Source organism: Ruegeria sp. BC7 (assembly GCF_056539165.1).
The window spans coordinates 167,569-182,066 of record NZ_JBQFUL010000006.1 but is presented as its reverse complement, the minus strand read 5'-3'; the positions used below and the strand labels follow the sequence as shown (position 1 = coordinate 182,066).

The window sequence follows — 14,498 nt, the reverse complement described above, 5'->3', positions numbered from 1 at the left end:
AGACAAGCCGCCGAATACTATGACAATGCTTAAGAAACGACTGGGCCAGAAAGTCGCATTTTGCAGTGGTCCGAAGGCAAGAGGTCAAAATGGCTTACAAATCTCTTCTTACTGTCATGACAAATACTGAACAATCGAACGCAGCGCTCGCGCAGTTGGCGGCGCTTGCCTCGGCTCAGGATGCCCACGCCGAAGCCTTGTGCCTGGGGGTCGATCGCAGTCAGACAGGGTATTACTATGCGGGCGCAAACGCCCTGATCCTGCAAGAAACGCTGAGCCGCGCGAATGCAGAAGCCGAGGAGATTCTGGCCCACGCAAAAGAGTTTCTGGGCAAATCCGGCATCCGGTGGTCGGCCGAAAACGGAGTGGCCCAGATCGCGGACATCGGACGTCATGTTGCCCACCGTGCACGATTCTCTGATCTGGTGGTTTTGCCTCAGCCTTATGGCGAAGATCGTGGCGCAGAGTGTGAACCCATAGTAGAAGCGGCCATGTTCGAGGGGCACGCCCCCGTTTTCATCACTCCGGCAAACGCGCAACCGTTCGACCGGCCGGGCACCATATTGATCGGCTGGAACGAAAGCGTCGAGGCCATGCGCGCCATTCGTCGCGCCCTGCCCTTCCTGAAACAGGCCGAGCTTGTACGGATCGTTGTGATCGACCCGCCGCGCCACGGTCCGGACCGGTCCGATCCGGGTGGGATGTTGTCGCAAATGCTGGCACGGCACGGCGTGAAATGTGAAATCGACGTTCTCAGCAAGACGATGACCCGTGTATCAGACATCCTGAATCGTCACGCCTCGGACACCGAAGCCGACATGATCGTCATGGGTGCCTACGGGCATTCGAGATTCCGAGAGGCCATTCTGGGCGGCGCAACGCGAAACATGTTGGAACAATCGCCTGTTCCTGTATTTCTGGCGCATTGAGGCCAGCAAAAGAAAACCGCCCTAAGGGGCGGTTTTTTTATCCTCGCCGTACGAGACCGATCAGGAACAGCAAAATGACTGCTCCGATCGTGGCAAACAAGATTGACGAGAACACGCCGCCCCCAACCGAAAAGCCAAGCGCCGGAAAGATCGTTCCCGCCAGAAACGCGCCGACAACCCCGACGATGATGTTTCCAAACAGGCCGAAGCCCCGGCCTTCCATGATCTTGCCGGAAAGCCAACCGGCTACGGCACCAATGAAGATCATGGCCAGTAGGCTGCTGAATTCCATGGTTTACTCCTGAACTGACTGCACTTAGCCCACTAAACCATGACTGATGCGCCAGGTCACGTCAGACCAGAAAACCACCGTCTGAGTCGTCGCCTGCTTCTTCCATCAGACGGCCCATGTCCGGAATGGTCACGTGACGTTTGCCCTCAAGGCTAATGACGCCGTCCCGTTTCAGAGCTGAAATCTGGCGGCTGACCGTTTCCAGGGTCAAACCAAGGTAATCCGCCATGGCCTCACGCGTCAGCGGCAAGTCAAAGACTATCGGCCCGGCATTCCCCTTTGGACTGATCGAGGCATCCCGGCGGGCGATGATAGACAACAGGCTGGCGATCTTTTCGCGCGCGGTTTTGCGCCCAAGAACCAGCATCCATTCACGCGCTGCGTCCAGCTCATCCAGCGTCATCTGCAGCAGGCGGTGGGCGATATGCGGGGTCTCGTTCATCAGCTCTTCAAAAGGCTTCTTGCGAAAGCAACACATCACCAGATCGGTCGTAGCCTGCACATCGTAAGGCGCCGATTCGCGACCGGGCCGTCCGACAAAATCGCTGGGAAGCAAAAGCCCCACCATCTGTGTGCGGCCGTCTTCCATAGTCTGGGTCAACGACGCGATGCCAGACACGACCGATCCCACAAAATTCATCTGATCTCCTGACCAGATAATCGTCTGACCGGCCTCAAAACTGCGGTAATACTTAATCGTTTCCAGCTCTTCCAGCTCATCGGCATCGCAATGCGCGCACACGGCCCGATGGCGGATCGGGCAGTCAGCACAGTTCGCATGGTCGATCTTGAATGTGGGTGTCATACACGTTTCCACTTGATCTCTATCAAGGTATCTTTGCGGGCCGTCCTTTAACGGTATCGCCATGATAGTTAAACCACAACTGGCACGGCTTGGACTATTTGACGCGAAAGTACCGCGTTACACAAGCTATCCTACCGCCCCTCACTTCAGCAATGACGTGGGGGCAAGTCTTTATGGGGACTGGATTTCCCGGATCAAGCCCGGCTCTGCCATCTCTTTGTACATCCACGTCCCATTCTGCCGCAGGCTCTGCTGGTTCTGCGCATGCCGGACGCAAGGCACCCAGACCGACAACCCAGTCATCGCCTATGTGGATGTGCTGAAGGCCGAACTGGACCTGCTGGCTGAACGTCTTCCACAAGGGGTGACCCTCTCGCGCTTGCACTGGGGCGGCGGTACACCCACCTTACTCAGCCCGGATCTGATGCGTGATCTGGCAAAGCGTATTCTGGAAATTGTTCCACTTGGCCCGAACGCCGAGTTCTCGGTTGAGATCGACCCGAACGAGATTGACGAAGCGCGTCTGGACGCATTGGCAGAGACCGGAATGAACCGGGCTTCGATCGGGGTTCAGGATTTCGACGACGAAATTCAGAAAACTATTGGCCGGATTCAAAGCTACGACACCACGCGCAAAGCAGCAGAGATGATCCGCGCACGCGGCATTTCCAGCCTGAACGCAGACATCCTGTTCGGCCTGCCGCATCAGACCAAGTCGCGGATGACCGAAAGTGTGCAAAAGCTACTGTCGCTCAGCCCGGATCGCGTGGCGCTATACGGATATGCCCATGTTCCATGGATGGCCAAACGGCAGCAATTGATTCCGTCCGACGCGCTGCCCACCCCGGAACAGCGTCTTGATCTTTTCGACACGGCACGCCGCCTGTTCATGTGGGACAACTACGCCGAAATCGGAATTGACCACTTTGCGACGCAGGATGACGGCCTGACCCAAGCTCTGAAAACTGGGCGGCTCAAGCGGAATTTTCAGGGCTATACCGACGATCAGGCCGGAGTTCTGATCGGAGTAGGCGCAAGCTCGATCTCGCGCTTTCCGCAGGGCTACGCCCAGAACGCACCCGCAACCTCGGCCCATACCAAAGCAATCCGCGAGGGGCGTTTCTCGACGTCCCGTGGACATGTGTTCAAGGGGCAGGACGTGCTGCGTGCCCGATTGATCGAGGCACTGATGTGCGACTTTCAGATCAACTCAGCCGAAATCCTGCGCGACCACGATATTTCTGCCGCCGAGTTGAACCAGATGTATCTGACCGCCAACACAGCGTTTGATAATCTGCTTCGCGTTACCGAGGACGGCCTGTTCATCCCTACGGAAGCGCGGGCTCTGACCCGAATAATTGCCCGCAGTTTCGACGCCTATGACCTCAGCAAAGCAGGGCATAGTTCGGCGATCTGACATCTTGCAGATTGCCCGGCTCTGCGGTCCGTCACCCTGAAATACGTGCAGGGGCTTGACGCAGGTATCCGATTTTCTCCACACTTGGGACGTGCGATCCGCACCCTGAGGCAGGTGAATTCGCAGACAGTTCTTGCCGACGCATCCGCGTGGGACGGTCCTTTTCGTGCAGGTATTACTGCAACCTGAAAGAGGGACAGCACTCATGCGCGTTTTCACCGTCCTCGGCCCCAGTCAGTCGGGCAAGACAACCCTGGTCGAGGCCATTAGCCGCCTCGACGGTCGACCCACCACATTCGACGTATCCGGAACCGTGCACTTGCACGGTTTTTCTTATTTGGACGAACACTGGTGCGCCGTCGACGTCGATGGCGGCGGGGATAATCTGGGCTATGTCGGCCCGGCTATGGCCATTTCCGACGCGGCTGTTGTGGTTGTGCCCCCAGACCCGGACGCGGCCGTTCTCTGCGCCCCTTATCTGAGGTTGGTGGAGGAAGCCGGGATTCCCTGCTTTCTGTTCATCAACCGGATGGACAGCCCGAATGGGCGCATTCGGGACATCATCGCGGCACTACAGACCTATTGCGTTCATCACATCGCGTTGCGGCAAGTCCCCATCCGTGACGGAGACTCCATAGTTGGCGCGGTCGATCTGATTTCGGAACGGGCCTGGAAATACCAAGAGGGGAAACCCTCGAATCTGATCGAGCTGCCCCAATCTGTGGAAGACCGTGAACAAGAAGCCCGAACCGAGCTTTTGGAAACTCTGTCCGATTTTGATGACAACCTGCTCGAACAACTGATCGAAGACAAACAGCCCCCCAGCGCCGAGATTTACGACCTTGCCGCGCAGGTATTGCAGAACCATCAGCTTATCCCCGCCTGTCTGGGATCCGCCAGCCATGGCAACGGCCTGACGCGCCTGATGAAAGCCTTACGGCACGAAGCGCCCGAGTTTGACATCGCAGCCGGTCGCGATGAGGCCGCCGAAAACGCCCGTGCGATTGCAGGGTTTGCCGATGTGAAGAAGCATATCGGCAAGATCATCGTCCTGCGCGGACTGGGCGACGGCGTAAAAGCTCATGAGCCATTGGGCGGAGAGACCGTTGGCAATCTGACGGGTTTGGATGCAAAAACCCAGATCGGCAAGCTGGACGCGGGACAGATCGGGCTGGCGGTCAAGTCTGACCACCTGAACCCCGGCAATCTCTATGACAGCAAAGAGGCCACGCCGCTGCCCGAGTGGGCCTCGTCCCATCCAGCGGCCCACCGTCAAGTGGTCTCACCGGCGCACGAACGCGACGATGTACGTTTGTCCAATGCCCTGACCCGGTTGGTCGAGATTGACCCCGGACTGCACATGCAGCAGGACGAGCTGAGCGGACACTCAGTTCTGGGGTCTCAGGGTCCGCAGCATATGCGCCGTGTCAGCGCGAAACTGGCCGAAGATTTCGGGATCGAGATCGTCACCGACCCGGTTGAAACCGCATATCGGGAAACCATCCGCACGCCGATTGAACATCGGCACCGCCATCGCAAACAGTCCGGCGGGGCCGGACAATTCGCCGATGTCGTCATCTCGGTCGCGCCTATGCCGCGCGGGTCAGGATTCCAGTTTGAAGAGGTGGTCAAAGGCGGCGCCGTGCCGCGCAACTATATCCCCTCGGTCGAACACGGGGCCAAGGACGCGCTTGAACAGGGCCCCGAGGGGTTCCCGGTTGTAGATGTGAAAATCACGCTGAGCGACGGCAAGCACCACAACGTGGACAGCTCGGACTATGCTTTCCGCACGGCCGGAAAAAACGCTGTGCGTGAGGCGCTGCCACAGGCTAAACCCGTGGTATTGCAACCGATCCTGAATGCCGAGATTCACCTGCCTTCGGATTTCGTCGGCGATCTGGTGCCCACGATCAGCTCGCTTCAAGGTCAGGTTCTGGGCTTTGAGGGCAATCCCAACGCATCAGGGTGGGAGATTTTCAACGCGCAGCTTCCGGCGGTCGCCGAGGATGAACTGCACCGCAGTCTGGCCAGCGCCACACGCGGCACCGGTTGGGTGAGATTGAGCTTTGATCACTATGAGGAACTGCGTGGCCCGGTTCCAAAACAGGCGGCAAAGGAAAAAGCCAGCGCCTGAGCAAACCGCAGGGCGGGCTTCAGCCCGCCGCTGCGATCAATTCCCGGGTGTAATCCGTCTGAGCGTTTTCAAACAAATCCTCGGCCGCGCCCATTTCAACCACATCACCGTTTCGCATGACGATGACGTTATGGGACATGGCGCGCACGACTTTCAGATCGTGGCTGATGAACAGATAGGCCAGCCCGTATTTGCGTTGAAGATCGCGCAGCAGATCGACGATTTGAACCTGCACCGTCATGTCCAGCGCGCTGGTCGGTTCATCCAGAACCAGTAGCTTGGGCCGCAACACCATTGCTCGCGCGATGGCGATCCGCTGACGCTGGCCGCCTGAGAACTCATGCGGGTACCGGTCCATTGCGGCCGGGTCCAGCCCCACTTCGGTCATCACCTCAGCCACCAGTTCACGCGGGGCGCGGTGCGGGTCGACTTTGTGGATCGCCAGACCTTCGGCAATGATCTGCTGGCACGTCATGCGCGGACTCAGGCTGCCGAACGGGTCCTGAAACACGATCTGCATGTCCTTGCGCAACCGGCGTAGCTGTCGCGTGGACCAACGCCGGACATCCTGATCGCGGAAGGTGATGCCACCCTCAGACGCGATCAGGCGCATGATCGCCAAAGCCAGCGTTGTCTTGCCCGAGCCGCTTTCGCCCACGATCCCCAGCGTCTCACCCGCGCGCACGCTGAGCGTGGCGTCGTTGACCGCCTTAACGTGTCCCACGGTCCGCTTCAGGAACCCGCGCTGGATCGGGAACCAGACCTTGAGGTGATCAGTCCGCGCGACCTCTTCTGCATCCGAGGCCACCGCCTGTGGGTGACCGGACGGCTCGGCCGCCAGCAGCTTGCGGGTATAAGGGTGTTGCGGGTCATCAAAAATCTCGGCCGTGGGGCCGGTTTCGACGATCTCACCATCCTTCATCACGCATACACGGTCCGCGATCCGGCGCACGATGCCAAGGTCATGGGTGATGAACAACATTCCCATGTTTTCGGATTTCTGCAACTCGGCCAGCAGTTCGAGAATCTGCGCCTGAATGGTCACGTCCAGCGCCGTTGTCGGTTCATCCGCGATCAGGATATCGGGCTTGTTGGCCAGCGCCATCGCGATCATCACGCGCTGCCGCTGTCCGCCCGAAAGCTGGTGCGGATAGCTGTCCAGACGATCCTGCGGGTCGCGAATGCCAACCTTTGTCAGCAGCTCGACAATTCGATCACGCGCTGCATCCCCGGTCAGACCCTGATGCAAGGCCAGGGATTCCGCCATCTGCTTCTGGATCGTATGCAGCGGGTTGAGCGAGGTCATCGGCTCTTGAAAGATAAAGCTGATGTCGTTGCCTCGCACATCCATCAACCTGTCCTCGGACGCGCCGATCATCTCATTCCCGTCATACCGGACGGAACCTTCGACGATCGCGCTATCGCCCAGCAGCGACACTGTCGACAAGGCTGTAACGGATTTACCCGATCCGGACTCACCCACCAAAGCCACCGTTTCACCACGGTCGACGGTGAATGACACCCCCTTCACCGCCGCGCTGACCTGCCCGTCCTGTTTGAACGAGACCTTGAGGTTGTTCACATCCAAAAGGCTCATGAGAAGGTCTTTCTGGGATCAAACGCATCGCGCACGCCTTCAAAGATGAAGACCAGCAGCGACAGCATGATGGCAAAGGTAAAGAACGCCGTGAACGCCAGCCACGGGGCTTGCAGGTTCTGTTTCGCTTGCAAGGTCAGCTCACCCAGAGACGGGGCCGAGGATGGAAGGCCAAAGCCAAGGAAGTCCAGTGAGGCCAACCCACCAATGGTGCCCGTGACGATAAACGGCATGAAGGTCAGCGTGGCGACCATCGCATTCGGCAGCATGTGACGGAACATGATGGTCATGTTGCCCACACCCAGCGCACGCGCCGCGCGCACATATTCAAGGTTCCGCGCCCGCAGGAATTCGGCCCGGACAACCCCGACCAGCCCTGTCCAACTGAACAGGATCATCAACGCCACCAGCAACCAGAAACTTCGGCCCAGAATGGCAAACATGATGATGATCACATAAAGCGACGGGGTCGCGGACCATATCTCGATGATCCGCTGGAAAATCAGGTCCAGCCAGCCGCCGAAGAACCCCTGAATAGCACCGGCGAAAATCCCGATCAGGCTGGCAACGCCGGTCACCATCAGGGTGAACAGGATCGACAGCCGGAACCCATAAATCACCCGCGCCAGAACATCGCGCTTGGTGTCGTCCGTGCCCAGCAGGTTCTGGCCATTTGGAGGCAGTGGCGCGGCACCCGGCCGGTCAACGCTGGTGTTGAAGGAATAGGGGATCAGGGGCCAGATGGCCCAGCCGCGCTCGAACCCTTCGGCTTGGAACGTACCGGCATCGATCTGCTCGATAATCCCCTCGGGGTCGTCGAAACACTGCTCCAACCCGCCGCTGTCGATCAGGCAGCGCACTTCGGGATCGCGATAGATCGCTTCGGTCTGGAAGTCGCCCCCAAACTCGGTTTCGGCGTAGAAGTTGAAGACGGGCGTGTAGAACTCGCCCCGGTATTTCACGAGGATCGGTTTGTCATTGGCGATGAATTCGGCAAACAGCGACAAGCCGAACAAGATCGAGAAAATGATCAGCGACCAGAAGGCCCGGCCATTGCGCCGGAAATTGCGCCAACGACGTTGATTAAGCGGAGAAAGCGCCATCTACCCCTCCCGCTTTTCAAAGTCGATGCGCGGGTCGACCAGCACGTACATCAGATCACTGATGATGCCGACAACCAGCCCCATCAAGCCAAAAATAAACAGAGTGCCAAAGATCACCGGGTAGTCGCGCGCAACGGCCGCCTCGAACCCCAATCGGCCCAACCCATCCAGCGAGAAGATCGTTTCAATAATGATCGACCCGCCAAAGAACACGCCGATAAACACCGCAGGGAACCCCGCAATCACGATCAGCATAGCGTTGCGGAACACGTGACCGTACAACACCTTGCCCTCGCTCAACCCCTTGGCGCGGGCTGTCATCACGTACTGTTTCTTGATCTCGTCCAGGAACGAGTTCTTGGTCAGCAGCGTCAGGGTTGCAAAGGCCGAAATGGTCAGGGCGATAATCGGCAAAGTGATGTGCCAGAAATAGTCGGCGATTTTCCCCATCAGGCTAAGGCTGTCCCAATTGTCCGATGTCAGCCCCCGCAGCGGGAAAATCTGCCAGTATGACCCACCGGCAAACAGCACCAGCAACAGGATTGCGAACAGGAAACCGGGAATGGCATAGGCCACGATGATCGTTCCGCTGGTCCAGGTATCAAAGGTCGAGCCGTCCTTGATCGCCTTGCGAATACCCAGCGGGATCGACACCAGATAGGCAATCAGCGTGGACCACAGGCCCAGCGAGATCGAGACAGGCATTTTTTCGAGGACCAGATCAATAACGCTGATCGACCGGAAATAGCTCTCGCCAAAATCCAGTGTCAGGTAGTTGCCCATCATGGACAGGAAACGTTCCAGCGGCGGTTTGTCGAACCCGAACTCTTTTTCCAGTTCTGCAATGAATTCCGGCGGCAAGCCACGGGCACCAACGTATTTGTCGTCGAACGAGCCTCCGGCGGGTTCGGCGGCGGCACCGGCATCTCCGGCACCCGCGAAGCCTGCGAAAACGTCGCCCTGACCTTCGATCTGCGCGATGATCTGTTCGATCGGCCCGCCCGGTACAAACTGAACCAGCGTAAAGTTGACGATCATAATGCCCAGAAGCGTGGGAATAACCAGCAACAGGCGTCTTAGTATATAGGCGCCCATGTTACCGCAGCGCGCCCTTCGTCTTTAACGCAGACTCTTTCTCGGGGTTGACCCACCAGAGATCAAGGTAGCCAAGCGAAAATGGCGGCAGGTTTTCGGGGTATTCATACATGTCGTAATAGGCCGTCCAGTAGTCCGCCACGTATCCATCGGGAATAATGAAGAACTCATACCGCAGCACGCGATCCAGCGCCATAAGCGCCGCGTCCTGTTCGGCCTGATTTGTTGTGTCAAAAGACGCCTCAATCACGGCATCCACCAGCGGGCTGGCAAGCCCAGCCGGGTTGAACAGGCTAAACGCGGCTTCTTCGGAACCGTACATCTGGCTCAAACCGCCGCCGGTCGACAGGAATGACCCATACCGGGTGGAATGAACCATGTCGTAGTCCCGCTCGCGCCGGCGCAGCGTGAACTGAGACGGGTCCACCTTTTCCGCCGAGGCGTCCACGCCGATCGACTGCAGGTTCTGCACGAAAGTTTCAATCATCGTCGCGGTCGAGGTTGGAATACTGGACGCATAGGGGATGTTCACCTTGAGGGTTTCACCTGCCGCATTGCGGCGCAGATTGCCCTCGCCCACAGGCCAACCGGCCTCATCCAGCAGTTTCGACGCCTTGCGCAGGTTGCGGCGGTCGTTCAAGCGCGCCGAGTTGGATTCATGCGTCGAAAGCGCCGGTTCGCTCAGAACATCTGCGGGGACCACGTCACCCAGCGTCTCCAGAAACGCCAGTTCAGCCCCTTCCGGCACGCCGGTTGCCTCAAGATGCGTTCCCTGAACAAACGAGTTCCGGGGCGAATTCAATCCGAACATCAGCGATTCATTGGCCCATTCAAAATTGAACGCCAGCGCCAAGGCTTTGCGCACGTTCTTATCCGCGAATTGCGGCTTGCCGAGATTGAAAACAAAGCCCGATGGCGTCGGAGGGCTGCCATCGACAATCTCATCCCGCACAACTGAACCTTCGCTCAGTTTCGGAAAATCATAGCTTGAGGCCCAGAGTTTGGGGTCACTTTCGATACGCATCGTATACTCACCCGCCTTGAACCCTTCAAAAGCAGCGGTCTGGTCGGCGAAGTACTCAACCCTAATGGTATCGTAGTTGTTGCGCCCCACATTTATAGGCAGGTCTTTCGCCCAATAATCGTCACGGAGCTTGTAAACGATGCGGCGATTGATGTCGTAACTGTCCAGCTTGTACGGCCCCGACCCCACCGCAACCTCGAGCCGGGGTTCATCCAGACGGCGGCTCTCGTCTGCTTCAAACCACGCTTTTGAGAATACAGGCGTTGACCCAACGGTCTCGATCAGCCCACGTCTTGTTACTTCGGGGCTAAAGGTAAATTTGACGGTGTGGTCATCCAGCGCTTCGGAGTCCGCTACCATCCGACCAACAGCCTGCGCATAGGATGGCAGACCCTGCTCGATAAACAGGCGATGGCTATAGACCACGTCCTCGGCCGTTACAGGGGTGCCGTCCCAGAACGTCGCCTCGGGCCGCATGTGAAAGATCACGTAGTTGCGGCCTTCATCGTACTCCATGCTTTCAGCCAGCAGGCCGTAATACTGCCCGACGCTGTCCGCAGTGCTGTCGATCAGCGAGTCGTATTGCAGCGTCGTAAGCGCCCCGGCCCGACCTTTGCGCGAATACGGGTTCAAAGAATCAAACGTTCCGGAACCAGCCAGCGACAACTCTCCCCCCTTGGGGGCTTCGGGGTTCACATAGTTCAGATGCGGGTAGTCTGCGGGATAGTCGAGATTTCCGAAATACGAATAGCCGTGGCTTCGGGTGACATTTTCCTCGGCGGAATGGGCTTGGCTTCCAATGCTCAGCATGAACGCCGCTGTAATCCCCATCAGTGCCGCCCAAGGCCGAACATTCGATACGCGCGGTGCGGGCGGCAGGGGTTTCATGTGCTCATCCTCTGGATCGTTGACTTCTTTAACCTTGTAAGCGCCAGCTAAAAGACCAGCACTGTCATATGCAAGTTTAGAATGCGTGAACGCTTTGTGAAGTTCTTCTTAAACAAAAAATAAAGCCGCTGCGCGGGGCAGCGGCTTTGAATCTAGGCGATACCGAGTATGGGATCAGTTGCCAATTGTTTGCAGGTAAGCAATCAGGTCGGCGCGATCCTGCGGCTTTTTCAGGCCAGCAAAGCTCATAGAGGTGCCCGAAATATAGGCGCTTGGGCGTTCCAGGAACGCGTCCAGAGCTTCCGGCGTCCAGTTTCCGCCATGCGCCTGCATCGCGGCTGAATAGCCGGTAAACCCATTCGCCGAGGCAACCGGGCGGTCCACAACACCATACAGGTACGGGCCGGTGCCATTCGCGCCATCTTCCAGCTTGTGGCAGGCGGTGCATTTGCGGAATACCTTGGCGCCTTTTTCCACATCAGCGGCGGCCAGCATGTCTTCAAACACCACTTCTTCGCCGTCAGCGCTTTCGCCCGCGCTTTCGGTTTCGATGATATAAGAAGCCGTCTCGCCATGCGCATCGGCGTGATAAAGAACTTCGGCGCCCCATTTGGCCAGAAGCAGCACCAGGAAGGTGCCAAACAGGCCTGCGGCGGCCTTGGTAACTGTCATCGTGTCGAACATTGATCGCGAGTCCATTTCAGCTGTCTGCGGGGTGTCTAAGGCTTCCCCTGACAAGAGGCAAGGTATAGACACCGCGACTAAACGCCCAATTCGAGAACTTGTTGCACGGAATCGACCAAATGACCAAACGTATCGCATTTCAGGGAGAACCCGGCGCCTATAGCCACGAGGCTTGCCGCAATGCCCGCCCCGACATGGAGGCCCTGCCCTGCCGCACATTCGAGGATGTGATCGAATCGGTCCGCTCGGGCGAGGCTGATCTGGCGATGCTGCCCGTCGAAAACACGACCTACGGTCGGGTCGCCGATATCCACCGGTTGCTTCCCCATAGCGGTCTGCACATCATCGACGAGGCATTCGTGCGTGTTCACATCAACCTGCTGGCCGTTCCGGGGGCCGCGCTTGCGGACATAACCGAAGCCCATTCGCATCTGGTATTGCTGCCTCAATGTGCGGGGTTTCTGAAAGAACACGGGATTCGCGGACGGGTCAGCCCCGACAACGCCCGCGCCGCGCGTGAGGTTTCCGAGCAAGGTGATCTGCACTCGGCTGCGTTGGCCAGCGAACTTGCCGGGGAAATTTACGGCCTGAAGGTTCTGGCACGCCATATCGAAGACCGTGACAACAATACCACGCGGTTTCTTGTGATGTCCCGTCAGGCAGATGTGTCCCGTCGTGGCGAGCACGGCATGATCACCAGTTTTGTCTTTCAGGTGCGCAATATCCCTGCGGCCCTCTACAAGGCGATGGGCGGCTTTGCCACGAACGGTATCAACATGACCAAGCTGGAAAGCTACATGGTTGATGGGTCATTCACCGCCACGCAATTCTACGCCGACATCGTCGGTCACCCAGACGACCGAAACGTAAAGCTGGCCATGGAGGAGCTGGAGCATTTCACCACAAATGTGGAGGTTCTGGGTGTGTATCCAGCCGCCCAACCGCGTGGATGAGACACGTCGCGAAGTGAAACGCTTGGCCCATCCACCAGGGGTGGTGTGCTGCCCGCCAGCGGTTTCGGGCTTTTCTGCGCTTCAGAGGCCGTGCCTGTGCCGTTCCTCCATTTCTCGGGCGAACTCACTCAACCGCGACTGAAAGCGCCGGCGGAACCGAGACTGCCCCAGTCTGAGTGACTGCAGAAAGAGGCGCGCCGGCAGGGATTTGGCTGCCAGGGTCATATCCAGTTTCAGCCTTGTTCTGCGCTGGGACAGGGCGAGGAATTCTATCACCGTCGTACCGCTGAGGCCTTTGCCCGTGGCCTCAAAGCGCATCTGGGACGGAGGCTCACACTCGGCCATCAATATTTCGACGTGGCGCGGCTTACCGCGCAGCCTGAACTCGGTTTCCCAGGTTGTGCCGGGAACGACCCCCATGTGCCCCGACATCCGCCGCACCTCGATACCGCGACGCATGGCCATACGCTCAAAGCGTTCAAAATCAGCTACCATCTCAAACACTGAGTTGATCGGGGCTTCGATATCTTCGCGCGCCGTGAATTGCATTTCAGTTCGTGGCTCTCATACTTATCAGCCCAGTATTTTGTCAGTCCAAGGTGTCTGCAAGCCAGTTCTGCAATAGGAAATGCGCGATGGCACCTTTGCGCGCTGGCAAAAGATTTGGATGCTCACCTGCGAAAGCCTGCATCATCTCGGACTTGCTGACCCACATCGCATCTTCGATCTCAACAGGATCAATGTTGATGTCCCTCGAAAGAGCTTCACCTGCGCACCCAAACATCAACGATGCTGGAAACGGCCAGGGCTGGCTGGACAGATACGTCACCTGACCTACTGGCACGCCTGCCTCCTCCATAACCTCGCGTCTGACGGCGGCTTCCAGCGTCTCGCCCGGCTCGACAAATCCCGCCAGCAGGGAATACACCCCTTCGGGCCACCCAGGAGACCGCCCCATCAAAACGGATTCGCCATGCGTGATCAGCATAATGACCACAGGGTCCGTTCGCGGGAAATGCTGCCCACCGCAAGACGGGCAACTGCGCTGCCATCCCGCCTGAGACATCTCGCTGGCCGCGCCACAGCGGGCGCAAAACCGATGAGTCTCGTGCCAGCCGATTACCGCCTTGGCGGACGCAGCCAACTCGGCGTCGCGCGCCGATAACCGGGTCATGATTCGACGCAGTTCAGCAAACACAAACCCTGCGGGAAGGTCAGGATGCTGTTGCTCTGACCGGTCAACAAAAGCGCCGACCTGAGACAAATCCAAATCATCTGCGGCCCAGTTTGAAATATCGACCGCGAACACTGGCGAGTCATCGGAAAAGCCCAGAAAGATCGGTTCCTCGGTAATGCCACCCGGTCCGTTTTCAACCAAGCCATGTGTCATCGGAACAAAGCCCAGCCGATCCAGCGCTTCGCCCTGGGCCAGCAATTTACCCCGCCACAGCAACAGACACCGCGCCCCGGGGTTCGCCCGGGCCGACGCGATTTCATCAGCGTTTCCACGAATATGCGCCGCACGATCCAGGCCAGAACCACCAAATGTCACATGCTCAGCGTTTTTCATTGCAGTT

The 14,498-nt window shown here is 58.2% G+C and carries 13 protein-coding genes; 4 read left to right on the top strand and 9 right to left on the bottom strand.

Annotated features, from left to right (window positions below; all coding sequences use genetic code 11):
- Positions 1 to 89: 89 nt before the first annotated feature.
- Positions 90 to 929: a universal stress protein gene (locus ACR0KS_RS15720; RefSeq protein WP_170567121.1), complete on the top strand. Its 840-nt coding sequence runs from the start codon at positions 90 to 92 to the stop codon at positions 927 to 929.
- Positions 930 to 966: 37 nt separating this feature from the next.
- On the opposite strand, the gene ACR0KS_RS15715 is transcribed toward ACR0KS_RS15720, so the two are convergent.
- Both ACR0KS_RS15715 and fnrL read right to left on the bottom strand, forming a co-directional pair.
- Positions 967 to 1,221, bottom strand: a complete 255-nt coding sequence (locus ACR0KS_RS15715; RefSeq protein WP_170385992.1) for a GlsB/YeaQ/YmgE family stress response membrane protein — start codon at positions 1,219 to 1,221, stop codon at positions 967 to 969.
- Between the two features lie 61 nt (positions 1,222 to 1,282).
- Positions 1,283 to 2,026: a transcriptional regulator FnrL gene (gene fnrL, locus ACR0KS_RS15710; protein WP_170385995.1), complete on the bottom strand. Its 744-nt coding sequence runs from the start codon at positions 2,024 to 2,026 to the stop codon at positions 1,283 to 1,285.
- Between the two features lie 61 nt (positions 2,027 to 2,087).
- On the opposite strand from fnrL, the gene hemN reads away from it, so the two are divergent.
- Together hemN and ACR0KS_RS15700 are read left to right on the top strand one after the other, a co-directional pair.
- Positions 2,088 to 3,443 (top strand): oxygen-independent coproporphyrinogen III oxidase, encoded by a 1,356-nt coding sequence (gene hemN, locus ACR0KS_RS15705; RefSeq protein WP_170567123.1) that lies wholly within the window; start codon positions 2,088 to 2,090, stop codon positions 3,441 to 3,443.
- Positions 3,444 to 3,648: 205 nt separating this feature from the next.
- Positions 3,649 to 5,577, top strand: coding sequence for an elongation factor G (locus ACR0KS_RS15700; protein ID WP_170567125.1), 1,929 nt, complete (start codon positions 3,649 to 3,651; stop codon positions 5,575 to 5,577).
- Positions 5,578 to 5,596: 19 nt separating this feature from the next.
- On the opposite strand, the gene ACR0KS_RS15695 is transcribed toward ACR0KS_RS15700, so the two are convergent.
- The 5 genes from ACR0KS_RS15695 to ACR0KS_RS15675 form a co-directional block, all read right to left on the bottom strand.
- On the bottom strand, positions 5,597 to 7,174 hold the full coding sequence (locus tag ACR0KS_RS15695; protein ID WP_170485714.1) for an ABC transporter ATP-binding protein: 1,578 nt from the start codon (positions 7,172 to 7,174) through the stop codon (positions 5,597 to 5,599).
- Complete coding sequence (locus tag ACR0KS_RS15690; protein ID WP_170386007.1) at positions 7,171 to 8,277, bottom strand: ABC transporter permease; 1,107 nt, start codon at positions 8,275 to 8,277, stop codon at positions 7,171 to 7,173. Before ACR0KS_RS15690 ends, ACR0KS_RS15695 begins: the two co-directional genes overlap by 4 nt.
- Positions 8,278 to 9,372: a microcin C ABC transporter permease YejB gene (locus ACR0KS_RS15685; RefSeq protein ID WP_170386010.1), complete on the bottom strand. Its 1,095-nt coding sequence runs from the start codon at positions 9,370 to 9,372 to the stop codon at positions 8,278 to 8,280.
- A 1-nt stretch (position 9,373) separates the two neighbouring features.
- Positions 9,374 to 11,284: an extracellular solute-binding protein gene (locus ACR0KS_RS15680; RefSeq protein WP_170567127.1), complete on the bottom strand. Its 1,911-nt coding sequence runs from the start codon at positions 11,282 to 11,284 to the stop codon at positions 9,374 to 9,376.
- Between the two features lie 174 nt (positions 11,285 to 11,458).
- Positions 11,459 to 11,968, bottom strand: a complete 510-nt coding sequence (locus ACR0KS_RS15675) for a c-type cytochrome (protein ID WP_170386730.1) — start codon at positions 11,966 to 11,968, stop codon at positions 11,459 to 11,461.
- Between the two features lie 119 nt (positions 11,969 to 12,087).
- Between ACR0KS_RS15675 and ACR0KS_RS15670 the strand changes: the two genes are divergently transcribed.
- Positions 12,088 to 12,921 carry a prephenate dehydratase gene (locus tag ACR0KS_RS15670; protein WP_170567129.1) on the top strand — a complete coding sequence of 278 codons (834 nt, stop codon included), beginning with the start codon at positions 12,088 to 12,090 and terminating at the stop codon, positions 12,919 to 12,921.
- 81 nt (positions 12,922 to 13,002) lie between these two features.
- On the opposite strand, the gene ACR0KS_RS15665 is transcribed toward ACR0KS_RS15670, so the two are convergent.
- Both ACR0KS_RS15665 and nudC read right to left on the bottom strand, forming a co-directional pair.
- Positions 13,003 to 13,470, bottom strand: a complete 468-nt coding sequence (locus ACR0KS_RS15665) for an SRPBCC family protein (RefSeq protein ID WP_170485718.1) — start codon at positions 13,468 to 13,470, stop codon at positions 13,003 to 13,005.
- A gap of 40 nt (positions 13,471 to 13,510) precedes the next feature.
- On the bottom strand, positions 13,511 to 14,491 hold the full coding sequence (nudC, locus tag ACR0KS_RS15660) for an NAD(+) diphosphatase (RefSeq protein ID WP_170567131.1): 981 nt from the start codon (positions 14,489 to 14,491) through the stop codon (positions 13,511 to 13,513).
- Positions 14,492 to 14,498 lie beyond the last annotated feature (7 nt).

What these genes read in the sequence shown, in the direction of transcription:
- ACR0KS_RS15720 (WP_170567121.1), top strand. Translation starts at nt 90, where the DNA reads ATGGCTTACAAATCTCTTCTTACTGTCATGACAAATACTGAACAATCG.
- ACR0KS_RS15715 (WP_170385992.1), bottom strand. Translation starts at nt 1,221, where the DNA reads ATGGAATTCAGCAGCCTACTGGCCATGATCTTCATTGGTGCCGTAGCC.
- fnrL (WP_170385995.1), bottom strand. Translation starts at nt 2,026, where the DNA reads ATGACACCCACATTCAAGATCGACCATGCGAACTGTGCTGACTGCCCG.
- hemN (WP_170567123.1), top strand. Translation starts at nt 2,088, where the DNA reads ATGATAGTTAAACCACAACTGGCACGGCTTGGACTATTTGACGCGAAA.
- ACR0KS_RS15700 (WP_170567125.1), top strand. Translation starts at nt 3,649, where the DNA reads ATGCGCGTTTTCACCGTCCTCGGCCCCAGTCAGTCGGGCAAGACAACC.
- ACR0KS_RS15695 (WP_170485714.1), bottom strand. Translation starts at nt 7,174, where the DNA reads ATGAGCCTTTTGGATGTGAACAACCTCAAGGTCTCGTTCAAACAGGAC.
- ACR0KS_RS15690 (WP_170386007.1), bottom strand. Translation starts at nt 8,277, where the DNA reads ATGGCGCTTTCTCCGCTTAATCAACGTCGTTGGCGCAATTTCCGGCGC.
- ACR0KS_RS15685 (WP_170386010.1), bottom strand. Translation starts at nt 9,372, where the DNA reads ATGGGCGCCTATATACTAAGACGCCTGTTGCTGGTTATTCCCACGCTT.
- ACR0KS_RS15680 (WP_170567127.1), bottom strand. Translation starts at nt 11,284, where the DNA reads ATGAAACCCCTGCCGCCCGCACCGCGCGTATCGAATGTTCGGCCTTGG.
- ACR0KS_RS15675 (WP_170386730.1), bottom strand. Translation starts at nt 11,968, where the DNA reads ATGTTCGACACGATGACAGTTACCAAGGCCGCCGCAGGCCTGTTTGGC.
- ACR0KS_RS15670 (WP_170567129.1), top strand. Translation starts at nt 12,088, where the DNA reads ATGACCAAACGTATCGCATTTCAGGGAGAACCCGGCGCCTATAGCCAC.
- ACR0KS_RS15665 (WP_170485718.1), bottom strand. Translation starts at nt 13,470, where the DNA reads ATGCAATTCACGGCGCGCGAAGATATCGAAGCCCCGATCAACTCAGTG.
- nudC (WP_170567131.1), bottom strand. Translation starts at nt 14,491, where the DNA reads ATGAAAAACGCTGAGCATGTGACATTTGGTGGTTCTGGCCTGGATCGT.